This window comes from Alicyclobacillus kakegawensis NBRC 103104, assembly GCF_001552655.1.
Taxonomy (GTDB): Bacteria; Bacillota; Bacilli; order Alicyclobacillales; family Alicyclobacillaceae; genus Alicyclobacillus_G; species Alicyclobacillus_G kakegawensis.
The window spans coordinates 43,750-60,244 of record NZ_BCRP01000009.1 but is presented as its reverse complement, the minus strand read 5'-3'; the positions used below and the strand labels follow the sequence as shown (position 1 = coordinate 60,244).

Annotated in this window: 15 protein-coding genes, 1 tRNA gene and 1 other RNA gene; 3 read left to right on the top strand and 14 right to left on the bottom strand. The window is 64.1% G+C overall.

Annotated features, from left to right (window positions below):
• Positions 1 to 102: 102 nt before the first annotated feature.
• Positions 103 to 1,533 carry an NAD-dependent malic enzyme gene (locus AK2_RS08845; RefSeq protein ID WP_067933526.1) on the top strand — a complete coding sequence of 477 codons (1,431 nt, stop codon included), beginning with the start codon at positions 103 to 105 and terminating at the stop codon, positions 1,531 to 1,533.
• Positions 1,534 to 1,538: 5 nt separating this feature from the next.
• On the opposite strand, the gene AK2_RS08840 is transcribed toward AK2_RS08845, so the two are convergent.
• The gene (locus AK2_RS08840; RefSeq protein WP_067933460.1) at positions 1,539 to 1,766 is read right to left on the bottom strand and encodes a sigma factor G inhibitor Gin; all 228 of its coding nucleotides are present in this window, start codon (positions 1,764 to 1,766) and stop codon (positions 1,539 to 1,541) included.
• Positions 1,767 to 1,894: 128 nt separating this feature from the next.
• Positions 1,895 to 2,497, bottom strand: a complete 603-nt coding sequence (locus AK2_RS08835) for a manganese efflux pump (RefSeq protein ID WP_245632836.1) — start codon at positions 2,495 to 2,497, stop codon at positions 1,895 to 1,897.
• A gap of 129 nt (positions 2,498 to 2,626) precedes the next feature.
• Here AK2_RS08835 and AK2_RS08830 point away from each other — a divergent pair, with 129 nt between their 5' ends.
• Positions 2,627 to 4,357 carry a putative polysaccharide biosynthesis protein gene (locus AK2_RS08830; RefSeq protein ID WP_067933458.1) on the top strand — a complete coding sequence of 577 codons (1,731 nt, stop codon included), beginning with the start codon at positions 2,627 to 2,629 and terminating at the stop codon, positions 4,355 to 4,357.
• A gap of 122 nt (positions 4,358 to 4,479) precedes the next feature.
• Here AK2_RS08830 and AK2_RS08825 read toward each other — a convergent pair whose 3' ends face one another.
• From AK2_RS08825 to AK2_RS17295, 10 genes are all read right to left on the bottom strand, one after another.
• Positions 4,480 to 4,752: a pro-sigmaK processing inhibitor BofA family protein gene (locus AK2_RS08825; protein ID WP_067926314.1), complete on the bottom strand. Its 273-nt coding sequence runs from the start codon at positions 4,750 to 4,752 to the stop codon at positions 4,480 to 4,482.
• Between the two features lie 46 nt (positions 4,753 to 4,798).
• Positions 4,799 to 5,101: a YaaL family protein gene (locus AK2_RS08820; RefSeq protein ID WP_067933456.1), complete on the bottom strand. Its 303-nt coding sequence runs from the start codon at positions 5,099 to 5,101 to the stop codon at positions 4,799 to 4,801.
• Positions 5,102 to 5,238: 137 nt separating this feature from the next.
• Complete coding sequence (gene recR, locus AK2_RS08815) at positions 5,239 to 5,838, bottom strand: recombination mediator RecR (protein WP_067926308.1); 600 nt, start codon at positions 5,836 to 5,838, stop codon at positions 5,239 to 5,241.
• 3 nt (positions 5,839 to 5,841) lie between these two features.
• Positions 5,842 to 6,153 (bottom strand): YbaB/EbfC family nucleoid-associated protein, encoded by a 312-nt coding sequence (locus AK2_RS08810; protein ID WP_067926305.1) that lies wholly within the window; start codon positions 6,151 to 6,153, stop codon positions 5,842 to 5,844.
• A gap of 6 nt (positions 6,154 to 6,159) precedes the next feature.
• Positions 6,160 to 7,896: a DNA polymerase III subunit gamma/tau gene (gene dnaX / locus AK2_RS08805; protein ID WP_067933454.1), complete on the bottom strand. Its 1,737-nt coding sequence runs from the start codon at positions 7,894 to 7,896 to the stop codon at positions 6,160 to 6,162.
• A gap of 109 nt (positions 7,897 to 8,005) precedes the next feature.
• Positions 8,006 to 9,166, bottom strand: a complete 1,161-nt coding sequence (locus AK2_RS08800) for a two-component system sensor histidine kinase NtrB (RefSeq protein WP_067933452.1) — start codon at positions 9,164 to 9,166, stop codon at positions 8,006 to 8,008.
• A gap of 153 nt (positions 9,167 to 9,319) precedes the next feature.
• Positions 9,320 to 9,419, bottom strand: an RNA gene (ffs, locus tag AK2_RS08795) — signal recognition particle sRNA small type.
• Between the two features lie 162 nt (positions 9,420 to 9,581).
• Positions 9,582 to 9,671 (bottom strand) — tRNA-Ser (locus AK2_RS08790).
• A gap of 23 nt (positions 9,672 to 9,694) precedes the next feature.
• Positions 9,695 to 10,195, bottom strand: a complete 501-nt coding sequence (gene tadA, locus AK2_RS17300; RefSeq protein ID WP_245632842.1) for a tRNA adenosine(34) deaminase TadA — start codon at positions 10,193 to 10,195, stop codon at positions 9,695 to 9,697.
• A complete protein-coding gene (locus tag AK2_RS17295; RefSeq protein ID WP_067933450.1) occupies positions 10,189 to 10,512 on the bottom strand; it encodes a late competence development ComFB family protein in 324 nt (107 codons plus the stop codon). Before AK2_RS17295 ends, tadA begins: the two co-directional genes overlap by 7 nt.
• A 214-nt stretch (positions 10,513 to 10,726) precedes the next feature.
• Here AK2_RS17295 and asnB point away from each other — a divergent pair, with 214 nt between their 5' ends.
• Positions 10,727 to 12,574: an asparagine synthase (glutamine-hydrolyzing) gene (gene asnB, locus AK2_RS08775; protein WP_067933448.1), complete on the top strand. Its 1,848-nt coding sequence runs from the start codon at positions 10,727 to 10,729 to the stop codon at positions 12,572 to 12,574.
• 193 nt (positions 12,575 to 12,767) lie between these two features.
• Here asnB and AK2_RS08770 read toward each other — a convergent pair whose 3' ends face one another.
• Positions 12,768 to 13,250 carry a hypothetical protein gene (locus AK2_RS08770; RefSeq protein WP_067933446.1) on the bottom strand — a complete coding sequence of 161 codons (483 nt, stop codon included), beginning with the start codon at positions 13,248 to 13,250 and terminating at the stop codon, positions 12,768 to 12,770.
• A gap of 140 nt (positions 13,251 to 13,390) precedes the next feature.
• Positions 13,391 to 16,237: a UPF0182 family protein gene (locus tag AK2_RS08765; protein WP_067933444.1), complete on the bottom strand. Its 2,847-nt coding sequence runs from the start codon at positions 16,235 to 16,237 to the stop codon at positions 13,391 to 13,393.
• Positions 16,238 to 16,495: the final 258 nt, after the last annotated feature.

Below are 16,495 nucleotides of genomic sequence, written 5' to 3'. Positions count from 1 at the left end.
CGTATCCCAACCGCTTGAAATCCGCGGAATCCGACAATCCTCGTCTGCTGTTATGATACAATGGTGACCACAACCTTCGAAAACGGGAAGCGAGGTATGGGCATGTCCATCCAGCAGAATGCGGGTTTGAGCCTCATCCTGCGGCTGAAGATCCACACCAGCTCTGGCTTTAGCCAGGTGGCGGCGGCGATTGGCGAAGCCGGCGGCGACATCATCGCCGTGGACGTGATTCATGTTGGAAAAGAATACGTCATTCGTGACGTGACGGTCAACGTCCACAACGAGGCTCATCGGGAGCGGGTCATTCGCGCGTTGTCGGCGCAGGACGGCATCTCCATCATCAACGTGTCCGACCGCACGTTCCTGTTGCACTTGGGCGGCAAGATTGAGGTGCACGCCAAAGTGCCGGTGAAAAACCGCGACGACCTCTCGCGTGTGTACACCCCGGATGTAGCCCGCGTCTGCACCGCCATCCATGAAGACCCGGCCAAAGCGTTTCAACTGACTATCAAGCGCAACACGGTGGCTGTCGTCAGCGACGGCACAGCCGTGCTGGGACTCGGCGACATCGGCCCGGAGGCGGCGATGCCGGTGATGGAAGGCAAGGCCATGCTGTTTAAGCAGTTTGCCAACGTGGACGCCTTCCCGGTCTGCCTGAACACGAAAGACCCGGAGGAGATCATCCGCGTCGTGAAGGCGATTGCACCGAGCTTTGGGGGCATCAACCTGGAGGACATCTCCTCGCCGCGCTGCTTTGAAATCGAGTCGCGGCTGCGCGAGGAACTGGACATCCCGGTGTTCCACGATGATCAGCACGGCACAGCGGTCGTGCTGTTGGCCGCGTTGCTCAACGCGGTCAAGCTGGTCGGCAAGAAGCTGGAGGACCTGCGGGTGGTTGTGGTCGGCATCGGGGCGGCCGGCATTGCCTGCACGAAGATGATTCAAGCGGCCGGCGTGAGCAACATCGTCGGCGTGGACAGGGCCGGAATCATTGAATACGGACGTCGCTACGACAACCCGATGTGGAACTGGTACGCCGAAAACACAAACCCAGAGCGGCGGACGGGGGACCTGGGCGATGCGATTGCCGGCGCGGACGTGTTCATCGGGGTCTCGGGCCCGGGCGTGCTCAAGGTGGAACACCTCCAGCGCATGGCCAAGGACCCGATAGTGTTCGCCATGGCCAACCCGGTGCCGGAGATTGCCCCGGAGGAGGCGGAACCCTACGTGCGCATCCTGGCCACCGGGCGCTCGGACTACCCCAACCAGATCAACAACGTCCTGTGCTTCCCGGGCATCTTCCGCGGGGCGCTGGACGCGCGCGCCAGCGACATCAACGAAGCGATGAAGCTGGCGGCGGCCAAGGCGATTGCCAGCTGCGTGCGGGATGATCAATTGAACGAGCAGTACATCATCCCCAGCGTCTTCAATCGCCATGTCGTCAAGGCTGTCAGCCGCGCCGTGGCCGAGGCGGCCTACAAATCGGGCGTCGCTCGCCGGGAGTCGCCGCTGGCGCTGCAGGGCGCCGAATAAGCCGTTCACAGATAGGTGCGCTGCGCCTGGGAGAGCGAATCATCCGCGTTGCCTGGGCGCAGCCGCTTCAACCGTTGCACGTAGTATTGATAGCGCAGTTCAGAGGTGTCCGTGGAGACGATCTCCTGCTCGCATTCGGCACAGATAAACTGCCCCCACACCACAATGCCGATTTCACGCGGCCGGTCGCAGATGATGCAGCGCCGTCCCGCCGGCTTCTTTTGTTTTGCCACCGTCTCTCACCCACCTCGCACTGTGCCCTGGATGGTAGCGGGAGGGCCCGCTGCAGCAGGTGCAGAGCCAATGCGACTCTCCCCCTACTGCTCCTACCATTATGGCAAGCCGCGGTCCGCCCTATACCCTACCAAATCTGATGAATCCCGACCGCCAGCAACAAGATGCCGGCCAGATACGCCGCGTGGTTGCCTACGTAGGGTGCAGCAAACCGGCGGCCAACCCAAGTAGAGACGGCCAGGAGGAGAAACCCGACGGCGGCGACGGCGACGGCGGTGGTGTACACACCGATGTTGGAGATGCCTGCATCAAACCCGCCGGCTATCGCGTTGAGCCCGAGCGCGACGCCGAGAATCGCCGCCTCGCGCAGGCTGATGGTCTGAGACCGGTCCATGTCTGCCTTGACCGGATCGCGCAGGATCTGCGTGACCATGGTGTGGCCGCCGTTGCGCACGCGGCTGCTGCGAATGGGCTCCACCAACACCCACAGCCCGACCAGGATGATGATGCTGCCGCCCAAGGCCGCGGCGGCGCGCACAGAAAGGTGGCGACTGAACGCGTGCCCCAGGCTCCCGGCCGCCAACGTCATCACGCCGGACATCAGGGAGATGACCAGGTTCGCCAGCCATGAGATGCGAATCCCGCGCACGCCGTATGCGATGCCGACCCCCGCGTTGTCGAGGTTGGACGCCACGGCAATCATGGCCACGGTGGCAAGATGCAAATTCAATCGGGCGACACCTCCGGTCTGTGATACACCTTATGACGCCCTGCTTGTCGTTGTTTCTGCCCAAGCGCGGTTTGCTTGGCGGACGAGAGGCGGCAGCACGAGGCGTGGCGGGGAGCGGCTTGTGCTATAATGCTGTTGCCTTGCGATTGGAGGTGTGTCCCCACGGCCGCGTCGAACCTGGCAAAAGGCGCCGCCATCATGGTGGCGTGCGTCACGCTCGCGAAGTTTCTGGGTCTTGTCTACAACATCCCGCTCAACTACCTGATTGGCCCAGAGGGCCTGGGTATCTACTCCGTCGCCTATGCGCTGTACAACATCCTGCTTGTGGTTTCAACCTCCGGATTCCCAACCGCCCTTGGCCGCCTGATTTCCGAACGACGCGCAAAAAAGCAATACGCGGATGTGGAGCAGATGTTTTCCACCACACTCCTGGTGGTAAATATTTTTGGCGTGTGTTCCTTTTTTTTCATGTGGTTTGGGGCGCCGCTCTACGCTCGCCTGGTGGCGCTGAAAGCGGCCGACGTGGGGGTCGGGCAGGTGGTGTGGGCGGTGCGCGCGCTCGCGCCCAGCCTGCTGATTCTCCCCTCGCTCAGCGCCTTGCGCGGTTACGTGCAGGGGTTTCAACAGATGGCGCCGTCCGCTTATTCCCAAGCGGTGGAACAACTGGTACGCGTCCTGACCATCGTCATCGGGGCCTGGTTGGTGGTCGACGTCTGGGATCCGGGCAACATCGCCGGCGGTGCGGCGGCGGCGACGTTTGGGGCGTTCACCGGCGCCCTGGCCGGACTGGTGCTGTTAGCCGCGGCCGTCATCCCGCTGCGGCGCCGCTTTCACCGCGAGCGCGGCGATTGGCGGGTCAGCGAGTCGCGGCGGCAGTCGCTCGCCGTCCTCTACCGCTATGCGCTGCCCGTCAGCCTGGGCGCCATGGTTGTGCCGATATCCGGGCAGATTGACTCTTTGACGGTGCAGAACTTTCTCATGTGGGGCGGCGACACATTTCACCAAGCGACCAGCCAGTTTGGCATCCTCACCCGGCAGGCGTTGCCGCTCATCAACATCCCGCTGTCGTTTGCCTACGCCATTGGGGCGTCCGTCATGCCGGCGATTGCCCACGCCCGCGCGCTGGGCGACAACCGCAGCGTCGAACGCCACATCGCCGGCACCATCCGATCGATGATGTTCATCACGTTTCCCACGTCCGCAGTGCTGTTGACCCTCGCCCACCCCATCGACATGGCGCTGTACGGGACGTACAGCGGCTGGGTGATTATCGCCAGCGTCTCGGTGATGAGCGTCCTCAGCGGCCTGGAGCTGATTTCCACCTACATGCTGCAGGGGCTCGGCGAGATGTACCGGCCCGTGCGCAACATGTTCATCGGCATCGCCATCAAGACGCTGTTCAACCTGGCGCTCATTCTTCCGCTCGGCGTCATTGGAGCGGCCGTGGCGTCCACCATCGGCTACCTGTTCTCCTCCAGCCTGAACGTGCTGGCGGTGAAAAAGTACGGCGACATCCGCTTCTCGCTGCTGCGCGAGACAGCGCCGGCGCTGGCGGCCGCCCTGGTTTGCAGCGTGGTCTTGCTCGGCGGCTCCTGGCTCGGACACTTCATAGGGGTCGCGCTGGCCGGTCGGCACACCGTGCTGGTGGCCTGGATACAGCTCGTGGTGGCGTTGGGGCTGGGCGCGGTTGCCTACCTCTTGACTGGCATCCGGCTGCAGGCGGTGAGACCCAACGAACTGGCCAACCTGCCGCTGATGGGCGCGCGCCTCGCCCGCCTGGCCGCACGGCTCCAGCCGTCCCGGGTCAGGGCCGGATCGTCGGCCGGAGGGACACCCAGGTCGACTTATCGACGCAGATGAAAACAGCCCGCGCCGGCTCCCTCGGCGGGGCGGCGCGGGTTGACATCAGCGATACAAGCGGCGATACAAGCGCGAGGCTGCGGCGCGGTGCAGACACCCGGGCGGGCGTAAGCGGGACGGCGTCACCCGGGCACCACCCACAGATGCAGCACCACCAACGCCAACACACCCGGGATGCCCAGCAGCCCGGCCGTCAGCGCGGTGAACGGATTGAACGGCAGGTGAAACTGCACGTAATGGCCCAACCAATTCACCACCAGAACAAACAGGCAGCCGGCGGCGGCACTGCGAATAAGCTTGCCCAGCACCTGACCCGGATGGCGGGCGGCCTGGGCCAGCACAATGACGGCAATCAGGCCGAGGGCTGCCCACAGATACAACGATGTGTGCGACATGTGGATGCGCTCCTCCCCTCGCGGGCTGAGGCGGCATGGACAACCCTCACGGCCCGGGTGGGTCCGATTCGGCCCACAGCCAGTTCAGCCCGGTGACGCGGATGTCCCGCTCCCTCGCCAGGTTGAGCAGGTACCGGAACTGCTGCTCCGCCGCCCCCATCCGAAACACCGTGTGGTCGACCAAGCGCGGATCGACCACGTGGTCAAACTGGCTGCGCGCCAGCTCCATCTCGCGTTTAGCGAGGACCAGCTCGTGGATGAGCAGGTCGGCATCGAGCTGTCCGTTCACACTCTGCATCTGCCGGATGCGGCGCCCATGGACCTGTGGCTGATGGGCGTTCCCCTTCATGCCGCTCCCATCTCCCTTGTCGCTGAAATTAATAGATCATAGGCAAGAGAGTGGGACAATATGACTCGCTCGCGAGCGCGGATGGAAACACCCGCGCCGCCGCTCAAGATGGCGGCCGGCAGCGGCCGGGCGCGCCTTCACACCTGGCGGCGGCCCTCGAGCGCCTTCGCCAGGGTGACCTCGTCGGCGTACTCCAGGTCGCCGCCGACCGGCAGGCCGTGCGCGATACGGGTGACGTTGAGCGAAAACGGCTTGAGCAGGCGCGAGATATACATGGCCGTTGCCTCGCCTTCCACGTTTGGATTGGTGGCGAGGATGACCTCCTGTACCTTGGAGTCGGCCAGGCGCTGCACCAATTCGCGAATCCGGATGTCGCCGGGGCCGATGCCGTCCATCGGGGAAATGGCGCCGTGCAGCACGTGGTAGCGGCCGTTGTACTCGTTGGTCCGTTCCATCGCCGCCACGTCCCGCGCGTCCTGCACGACACAGAGGACGGTTTCGTCGCGCGAAGGATCGGAACAGATGCGGCAGGGATTGACGTCGGTGATGTTGCAGCAGACGGAGCACTCGCTCAGGTTCAGCTTGACTTCGCGCAGCGCCGCCGCAAACTCCTCCACATCCGCCAGGTCCATGCTGAGAACGTGAAACGCCAGGCGGCTGGCCGTCTTCGGGCCAATGCCAGGCAGCTTCATGAACTGCTCAACCAGGTGCGTAATCGGCGCCGGGTAACTTTGCATCGCTTAGAACAACCCGGGCAGGTTAAGACCTCGCGTGTATTTCCCCAGCTCCGACTCCGCCAGCTCATCGACCTGTTTGAGCGCGTCCTGCAAAGCGGCCAGCACCAAGTCCTGCAGCATTTCCACGTCGTCCGGGTTGACCACGTCCTTGGCAATCTCTATCGCCAGCGGCTCCTTGTGGCCGTTCATGCGCACTTTGACCACGCCGCCGCCCGCGCTGCCTTCAATCTCCCGCTCGGCCAGCGCCGCCTGCGCCTTCATCATTTCGTCCTGCAGCTTTTTTGCCTGACGCATCAACTGATTCATGTTCTTCACGCGGACTCACTCTCCATCGATGATCTCCACCACATCTTGGCCAAACACTTCCACCGCTTTGGCCACCAAGCTTTCGCCGTCATCCTCGGCCGCCTGGGCAGGGTGGGGTTTCCGCTCGGCCGAAAACGCCTCCCAATCCGGCCGGTGCAGGGCGAGAAAGCGCAGTGGCGCTCCACACCCCTCGGACAGCGCCTGTTCAATCAGCGTGCGGACATTGGGCTTCATCACCGCGTCGCGGTGGATGCGGCTGGCAAAGGCGATGACCACCGTATCCTCGGTTGCCAGGACCGGTTCGCCGCCCATCAGCCAGGCGTGGGCCTGAATTTGCTGCCCGCGCACCCACTGCAGCACGTCCGGCCAGGCCGCCTGCACACGCGCGAGCACATCCGCGTTGGCCGCTGCCGCCAATTGCTTCAGCACCTGCATCTTGCGGCTGTGCCCGGAGGCCGGACGCCTTGGCGCCGGCGCGCTGTCGGCGCCGCGCGCGGCAGTGTCCCCCGCTGCAGATCCATCCGCGGCAGGAGCGGCCGTCGCGCGCCCGGTGAATTCGTCCGCCCGCTCCGCGGCCGCATCCCCCGCGTCCGCAGCGAAGCTGCGGCCTGTTCCCGGCCGCGGCCGATTTGTCCCCGCCTGCGTCCCATCCGACCGCTCCGGCGCCGCCTGTGGCGGCCGTTCCGTGGCTACCGTCAGCAACGCCGCCTCCAGCGCCAGCCGCGGTTGTTCCACATAGCGCATACTGGTGTACGTTTCCCCCAGCTTTTTCACCGCCGCCAGCAGCCACGCCTGCGAACAAACGGCAGCCGCCTGTTGGTAAGCGCCCAGCAGCGGTCCCATCTGCGCATCGCCGGCGGACAGCTTGACGACAAACACGTCGCGCAAGGTCTGCAACAGGTCGTGCACAATCCGTCCCGGGTCTTTCCCGGCCCGGTACCATTCCGCCAGGTCGGCCAAAACCTTCGCCACGTCGCCTTGCGCCAGCGCCGTGACCAGGCTCAGCAGCCCCTCTGTCTCCACGCCGCCCATCACGTGCGCGGCGTCGGCGGCCCGGATGGTGCCGTCAGCAAACGCCGCCGTCTGCTCCAGGAGGCCGAGCGCGTCACGCAGTCCCCCATCCGCCGCGTGCGCAATCCGCCACAGGGCTTCCGGCTCCGCCTGCCAGCCTTCCTTCCCACACACCTCGGACAACCGTTCGACAATCGCCTCCGGCTCGATGCGGCGGAAATCAAACCGCTGGCAGCGCGAGATGATGGTCGCCGGAATCTTATGCGGCTCCGTGGTGGCCAACACAAACAACGTATGCGCAGGCGGCTCTTCCAGCGTCTTCAGCAGGGCGTTGAAAGCCTCGGTCGTGAGCATGTGCACCTCGTCCACGATGTAGACCTTGCGCCGCAGACTGGCAGGGGCATATTGCACCTTGTCGCGCAGTTGGCGAATCTCGTCCACACCGCGGTTGGAAGCCGCGTCAATTTCCTCCACATCGACGTTCGTCCCCTGATTGATGCTCTCGCACGCCTCGCAGTGGTTGCAGGGATCCGCCCCCGCCAGCGTCTCGCAGTTGACCGCCTTGGCCAACACTTTGGCGGCACTGGTCTTGCCCGTGCCGCGCGGCCCGCAGAACAGGTAGGCGTGGGCCACCTGGCCGCGCAGGATGGCGTTCGTCAGCGTCTGGCGCACGTGTGGTTGGCCCACCAAATCCGAAAACGTCTGCGGGCGCCACGCCCGGTATATGGCCTGGTACGACAACCCACCACCCCCTCCTGCATAGGACGCCGCTGTCTCTATCGGGATCAGCCTTGAGAACTCCCTTAAAGGTAGCACAGGAACAGGGGCCAGACAAACCCACAATGCGGGCTCAGCCGGCGGTCGTGGAGCGCGCATCGGCCGCTGCGCAGGCAGATGGCGCCGAGGCGCCGCGCGTGTCGTTCTCCAGCGGCAAGAAGACGGAGAAAGTGGTGCCAAAGCCTTTGGAAAATACGCGGATGCTCCCGCCGTGATCGGCGGCAATCCGCTGGCAGATGGGCAGGCCGAGACCGGTGCCCTTGTCCTTTGTGGTAAAAAACGCTTCGAATATCTTATCCGTCTGGTAGGGAGGGATGCCCGGACCGGTGTCGGACACGTCCAGGCGCAGCCATCCCCCCTCCACCGTCGCCCTGATGCCCAACCGGCCCCCGTTCTCCATGGCCTCCAGCGCGTTTTTCGCCAGATTCAGGATGAGCTGCTTGAGCATCGCCACGTCCGCCCAGATCCAGGCCTGGCAAGCATTATCATCCAAATGTTGCGTAAATTCCGCGCCGCGCAACAGCGCATCGGCGGCTATCACCGGCTGCAAATCGGCCAACACCGCCGCCACCGCGCACCGCTCTTTCTGCATCCGCCGCGGCTTGGACAAAAGCAGCAACTCGGTGACCAGGTTGTTAATGCGCTGAATCTCTTCCATGACGAGTTCGATGTATCCGATTTCCTCCCGCAGGCCGCAAGCGTCCAAGCGCTCCCTGAGCATCTGCAGGAACCCTCGGACCGTCGTCAGCGGGTTGCGAATCTCGTGCGCGACGCCAGCGGCGATTTTTCCCACTGTGGCCAGCTTCTCTGTTGTCTGCATGTTTTGCTCCATCGCCGTCAGGCTGCCGAGGTCCTTGGCCATCACCAGCATGCCACCCGGCCGGTTGCCGTAACTTTGCAGGGGATAGCTGTCCACCAGGAGGTGGCGTAGCTGCCCATGCGACTCCCAGGCGACCAGCCGATCCCGCAACGGCTCCCGCGTCAGCACCGTGTCCATCAACAGGCGGTACGCGTCCCGGTCCGGCGGGAAGCAGTCCGCCAAGGGGACGGCCACACCCACCTCCAACCGGTCTCCCAGCAGTTCCCGGGCCACATCGTTCAGCACAAACACGTCCAAATCTTCATCCAGATAGAGCAGCCCCGCATTCATCGCGCGCGCCCACAGCGGCATGCTGTCGAGCAGCTTGGTCAGTTGCTCCGGCCATTGTGCCCCAGGCTCTGTATTGTCGTGCATCGCGGTTCCCTCCTGACGGCTGTGCATGTCTAGCTATTTCCCCACCAGCCGGAGAGTTCCTGCACGGTCGACAAAACCTCCATTCGCTCGACAGCCCTCGACGATCCGGCCCAGTTCCGGCCCATACGCAAAGGCGCGCCCTCTGACCAGGAACCAAACCAGGTGCGCCCACGTCGCCCGAAAGCACTTCCTTAGTGCTGCTTCCGCCAGGACCTGACACGGTTCGGAAGGTTTCGCCGCATGGGACCCAATTTGGTTCCTGACCGCAAGGCGCGCCTGAATGGGCCGGGGTCAGGTTGTCATGGGAGAATTCAGGAGGAAAGCGCAAATGGCGACGAGCCATTTGCGCCGAGTTCGAGCCTTACGGCTCTCCGCGTTGCGCCAAACGCGGTGGTCACTTTGCCGCTTTCGCGGCTGGCGGAGAGAGTGGGATTCGAACCCACGAGCCCCTTGCAGGGCTACTCGCTTTCGAGGCGAGCTCCTTCAACCACTCGGACATCTCTCCATGCTCGACCTGTGCGCTCATCCTCACCCGCAGGACTCGTCCGCCTCCGTGGCAGGCCGGTTGTTCCTGCGCAGACCTTGGAAAAAGTCCTTCAGTATCATACCACATTCTTCTGCCAAGATGCCAGCGGAAATTTCCGGCTGGTGATTCCACAGCCCCGGCTGCAGCACGGACAGCTTCGACTGGACAGCCCCGCCTTTCGCATCGGCCGCCCCGTAGACCAGGCGCCGTACCCGCGCCAACATCACCGCCCCCGCGCACATCGGGCACGGCTCCAGGGTCACATACAGGTCACACTCCGCCAGCCGCCAGGTTCCGAGGCGCCGGCTTGCCGCGCGCAGCGCCAGCAGCTCCGCGTGGGCGGTCGGATCGGCCCAGGTTTCGCGCCAGTTGTGGGCCGTGGCGACCACCTCGCCGCCTTGCACAATGACAGCGCCAATCGGCACCTCGCCGCGCTCGGCCGCCCTGCGCGCCGCCTCCAGCGCCAGCGACATGTAGTGTTCATCCAAGCTCCGGTTCAAGATCTGCCCGCCTCCCCCGTCCGGCACGCCTCCGGCTGTGTTTCCCGGGGGAGCTCGTGGTGCGGGTTTGCCCCGACCGCGAGGGCGGCGATGGTCAGCTCGCGCAACAAGTCGAGCCGCATCTGCGAATCCAGGTACTGGGCCTTCACGTACGCCTGCCCAAGGTCGCTGGTCACATACCGGGAAGGCAGGCGATTCAACGCGTACGCGAGGATGTCGTCCCGACAGCGCGGACACTCGCAGGCCAGCTTGCCGCTTCCCGCGAGCGCCTGGTCGAACACCATGCGGGCGAGCGTTTCCGTCACATTGCACAAGGACATCGTGCACCCCTCCTGCCCTGCAGCCGCAGGTGAGAGCGACTGCACCCCTAGTGTATACCTTTTTGCCACGTTCAGCTTGCCTGTTTTCACGGATCGGCCGCAAGGACGGACAACCTCCGGCTTCCGCACGGTGACGTTCTGGGCGTTTGCACCCCCTGGGCGTGTCGCGCATAGGTTACGCTGACTTGACAACAAGAAGCGGGGAGGCCTGCCGATGTGTGGAATCGCTGGTTGGGTTGACTGGGAACGGGACCTCACCCGAGAGCTGGAGACCATCCGCGCGATGGGAGAGACGATGGCCTGCCGCGGCCCGGACGCTTCGGGCGAGTGGCTGAGCCAGTCGGCCGCGTTTGCCCACCGCCGACTGATTGTGGTAGATCCGGAGGGCGGCAGGCAGCCGATGACGCGCCGCTTTGGCGAACATTCCTATACCATCACCTACAACGGGGAGTTGTACAACACCGACGAGGTGCGCCGAGAGCTGGCGGCCCGCGGATATTCCTTTCAATCGTACTCCGACACCGAGGTGGCGCTCGTCGCCTATGTCGAGTGGGGGCCCGCCGCGTTGGAAAAGCTCAATGGCATCTTCGCCTACGCGATTTGGGATGAAACCAAACGCACCCTTTTCATGGCCCGTGACAGGCTGGGTGTCAAACCGCTGTTCTACGCGCAGCGGGGGCGCGGGCTGTTGTTCGCCTCCGAACTGAAGGGACTGCTCGCCAACCCATTGGTCCATCCGGTCGTAGACGCGGAAGGGCTGGCGGAGGTGTTTTTGGTCGGACCGGGCCGCACGCCCGGGCACGGGGTGTTCCACGGTGTCAAAGAGCTGCGGGCCGGATACTACCTTTTGGCCAACGAGGGCTACGTGCGCGAGCACCCCTACTGGCAACTGACCGCAGAGCCCCACACCGATGACGCCGAGACGACAGTCGCCAAGGTGCGGGAGCTGTTGGTGGACACCGTCAACCGACAACTGGTCTCCGATGTCCCGGTTTGCACGTTCCTGTCCGGAGGGGTCGACTCCAGCGCGGTATCGGCCATCGCCGCCGAAGCCTATCGCCGGCGCGGCCTGCCGCCGTTGGACACGTATTCTATCGACTTCGTCGATATGGCGGAAAACTTCGAGGAGAACAGCTTTCAGACCGGCATTGACGCCCCTTGGGCGCGCCGCGTCAGCGAGTTTATCGGCAGCCGGCACCACCCGGTCGTGTTCGGCATGGAGGAACAGCTCCAACACCTCTTCACGCCCATCACCGCCCGCGACCTGCCGGGCATGTACGACATCGACACGTCGCTGTACCTGTTCTGCAAGGCCATCAAGCAACGCGCCACCGTCGCGCTGTCGGGGGAAGCAGCCGACGAAGTGTTTGGCGGATATCCGTGGTTCCACCGCGAAGAGGCGCTGACAGCCCACACGTTCCCCTGGTCGCTGCAGTTGGACGAACGCGTCCGCGTGATGTCGCCGGAACTGCAAACAACCGTCCGCCCGTTCGAGTACGTGGCCGACAGGTACCGCGACGCGCTCGCCGAGGTGCCGAGGCTGCCCGGCGAGAACGCCCGCGAGGCGCGCGTGCGGGAAATTGGCTACCTGAGCATCACCCGGTTTTTGGCCACGTTGCTGGATAGGAAGGACAGGATGAGCATGGCGACCGGTCTTGAGGTGCGCGTTCCGTTTTGCGACCACCGGCTGGTGCAGTACGTGTTCAACATCCCCTGGCACTTGAAGACCATCGGCGGCCAGGTAAAAGGGGTGCTGCGCGAAGCGATGCGCGGCTACCTGCCGGACGACGTGCTCTCCCGCAAGAAGAGCCCCTACCCGTCCGATCCGAACCCGCGCTACCTGGAGACGACCCGCTCCCTGGCCCTGGCCATGCTGGAGGACGCAAACGCACCGATTCGCCCGCTGATTGACGCCGGCGCTATCCGCGAACTGGCCGCGTCCAGCTACAAGAAGGGCGAGCACCGCCCCTGGTACGGCCAAATCGCGGGGACCGCCCAGATGTTCCATTACTTGGTACAGATAGACAACTGGCTGCGCGACTATAAGGTGCGCATTGTGTAGGGAATCACGTGTGGCCGCAAGGCTCTGGTTTCGCGAGCCAGCGGCGGCGAATCCTAAGGATTCAAGGCCGATAACATACATCGCGGCCCCATCCCGCTGGTCGAGGTGGGGCCGCGCCAAGCAAACTCTGCAGACGCAGCCCGAGTCGAAACGCCATGGCAGACCACGGCGCCCTGCCGACAAGGCAGGGCCATTAGCCCTGCCGCGCCAGGCGCATCTCCTCCTCCAAGGTTGCCAAGCGGCAATTGTGGTCATTCAGGCGCTTTTCATGGCGCAGCACATTCCCTTCGGTGCTGTCACGAAAGGATGAGTATTGGCTCCAAAGGCGCGAGTTTTCCTTCCGCAGGTCTTCAATCTGCCGCGAGATGCCCTCCGCGAAGTCGACCAGCATATGCTTGAATTCGGCAAACCTGGCATCCATCATGCGCTCAATGCGCGGCAGCCACACCATCTCAAACTTCTCTTCCAGAGCGGCATCCAGCCGACGGTCCAACGCAGCCTCAAGCTTCGCGGGCAGCTGCCTGTCCAAGGCCTCCTCTATCCTCTTGGGCAGCTGCTCGTCCAACGCTGCCGCAATCTTCCCAGGCAATTGCTCGTCCAACGCCGCCGCAATCTTGCCAGGCAACTGCTCGTCCAACACTTCGGTCAAGACGCGCCTCAGCATCTGCTCGTCCACGGGGGCTCTCACTCCTCAGCACTGTTTGCCTCCACCGTCCACGCCATCCTGAGCCCAGTATACGCCGGCCGAAAAGCGGGTGAACAGGCCCACTTTGTCCGAATTCGATAACACTTTGTGAAGCCTGCGCTGCTTGAAACCTACCGTTGCTGGTTGCCCCCGGCCTTGGTCAACGCCTGCAGCCGCGCCAACACGTCGCCCAGCTGTTTCAAGTCCTTGCCTGCCGCCTCAAAGTCGCCTTTCGCAGTGTCCTCCGTATACCGTTGGAACCACTGGTTGGCCTGCTGCGCCAGGCTCGCCGCGTCCGTGCCGCCCGCGCCAGCACCGGCGCCGCCCGTCGTCGATCCGCCCGTGTTCATGCCGGCGCCCTGCCCGGCCCCGGTTCCCTGCCCGGCGCCAGCCCCCGCGCCGCTCTGTCCGCCGGCGCCGGATGTGCCCGTTCCGGCTCCGCTGGGCGCGTTCGGCTGCGGCGTGTTCGGCGAAACGGCGGAGAGCAGGTTGTCGATGGCCGAAGCGAGCGAGGTGCCCATGTACACCTGCTTGTTGTAATCGACGATGACTCGCTCCAGTTGCGGCAGCGAGTTTTCGCGGCTGGCCACCAAGTACACGGGCTCGATGTACAACAGCGAATCCCCAACCGGCACCAGCAGCAGGTCGCCGCGCACAACGTGCGAGCCCTGTTGGTTCCACAGGCTCAACTGCTGGGAAATGGTCGGGTCCGAGTCAATCTGGTTTTCCGCCTGCAACGGACCAAACTGCAGCTGTGATTGCGGGAACTGGTACAGCGTCAGCCGGCCGTAGTTGCCCGGGTCATTGTGCGCAATCAGCCAGCCGTTCAGGTTATCCTTGCCGTTGGGCGTGAACAGGGCGCTCAGGACAAAGTGCGGCGCTGTCTCGCCGGGCATGCGGATCATCTGGTAGACCGGCGGCCGGGTGGTGGTCTCGTTCTGATGGTAGATCTGCTTGGCCAGCTGCCACTGGTCCTCCCGGTTGTAAAAGGCGGACGCGTCGGTCATGTGGTAGCGGGTCAGCGCCTCCGCCTGAGCGGCGAACAGATCCTGCGGGTAGCGGAAATGGGCGCGCACGTCCGCCGGCACCTGGGTCGTGAACAGCCCCGGATAGACGCGCATCAGGCTTTGCAGGAGCGGATCGCGCGTGTCGATGGCGTAGAACGTCACCTGACCCGTGTAGGCGTCCACCACCACCTTGACCGAGTTGCGGAGGTAATCGGCGCCCATGAACGGCTGCGCGTACGGGATGTTGTCGGTCTCGGTGTAGGCGTCGAGCATCCACAGGATGTGGCCGCGGCTGTCGACAAACGGGAAGGCGTCATGGTCATAGCGCAAGAACGGCGCGATGTCCTGCACCCGTTTGTAGATGTTCCGGTCAAACAGCCATTCCGACTTGTCGGTCAACTGGTCGCTGGTGAAAAACCGAAGCGTCCCCTGCTTGATGGTCAAAAGCAGCCGGTTGCCGTTAATGGGCAAGCCGTACCCGCCCCGGTAATGGGACGACTTGTCGGACGATCCGACCGGATAATCGAACTCGGGCTGCTTCGAGGGAGCAATCACGTTCTGCCCGCGCAGGCCGAAGTAAATCTCCGGCCGGGTGATCTTTGGAAACGGCGCCGTGGTGGTCTGTGGTGTGTTGCCGGCGAGGATGGTGGGCAGGCCGTCCTGGTCAAACTGGTTGACCGGGCTCGCCGCCAGGCCGTAGCCGTGTGTGTAGACCAGCGTCGTGTTGACCCAGGTCTTGACCGGCAACTGGGACGAATCCAGCTCCCGGGCGGCCACATACACCTCATGCCCGTCGTACCGGTCCACAGCCGCCTTGGCGAAGGTGAAATAGCTCTTGAAGCTCTGCAACTGGTTGTAGATGCTGGTGGTCTGCCCCTGGTCGTTGACGCGGACGTTGTCGAGCGCGTTTTTGTCCTTCTCCACCGCCGCCTTGGTCAGAGTCGCAGCGGCCTGGAACGGCTTGGCGTCCACCTGCTCGATGTTCAGGCCGTAGCGGGTGGCGGAGATGGTGTCCTGGATGTAGGGCAGCTCGGCGGTGCTCTGGTTGGGGTGGACGTACAGGCCGTTGACCAGCGCGGAAACAATCCAAGTGAACACGTAGCCGCTAACGGTCAGGGCGCCGGCCTGCACGACTCGCCGCCACACCCGGCCGGCGGGGCGCACAAACCCGTCTTCGCTGGGCAGCACCTGGTCGACGCGCCAGGCGGCGACCGCCAGCGCGAGCGCCAACGCGAGCAGGGTCAGGGCGTGGAACCAAGTGAACACCGGGATCACAAGACGGGCGTTGACAAAGTCGGGGCCGTAGACGAACGACTGATTGCCCCCGGCCAGCATCAGCCCGTAGCGCTGCAGAGCCGCCAGGGCGGCGAGCACGACAAAGATGGCCGATAGCAGCGCCAACAGCACCCGCGCCTGTCCGCGCACCGACACCTCCACCTTGTCGCTCGCGCGCGTGACGACGTACTGGCGCAGCCACAACACCGCCAGGCAGGCGGCGCGGGCGGCCGCAAACAGGGCCAGCGTCCCCACCAGCCGCCCCAGCACCGCCTCCAGCAGCGGCCAGACGTACACGTAAAATGAGTAGTCGAGGTGATGGAGCGGATCGGCCCGGCCGAAGGACGCGTGGGAGAACGCCAAGTACCAGTCGGTCGGGTTGATGGAACCCATGCCGTACCCGATTGCCCAGCCGATAAGGACCGCGGCGGTGCCCATGATGCGCGTGCCCCAGCGCGGCCACAGGCGCATCAGGGGCCGCAGCGCCCACAGCCCCAGCATGGCGTACAGGACGGCCCCGCCGTAACGGGCGCCGAGCGTCAGCCACATGTTCTTGGCGTACACCGCGCCGTAGCCCAGCGCCTCGTGCAGGCGATACTGATACAGCTTATCCAACCCCACATTCAACACCACAGCCAACACGACCACCATGAGTAGCACCCATGGCCAACGCCGCCGGCGCGGCTTTGCTGCCATCGCCCATCCCCCTTGAATCCGTACCCAAATAGACTGTGTCGTGCCCATTGTAACACGCGTCGTGCGGGCGTGGCATGAACGGCATGCCTTTCACCATGGTCTTCAACGTCCCGTACAGCGCCCATTGCGGTTATACAAACAATTCTATAAAATCCGGGTTGTGAGGGACTTACTTGAATTCGGTTCTCAGGTACGATTTGTTCCCCGTTGGCATACTCTCATGTTTCATTACCGCGTCATCCGGCAAAATGCCGTCCT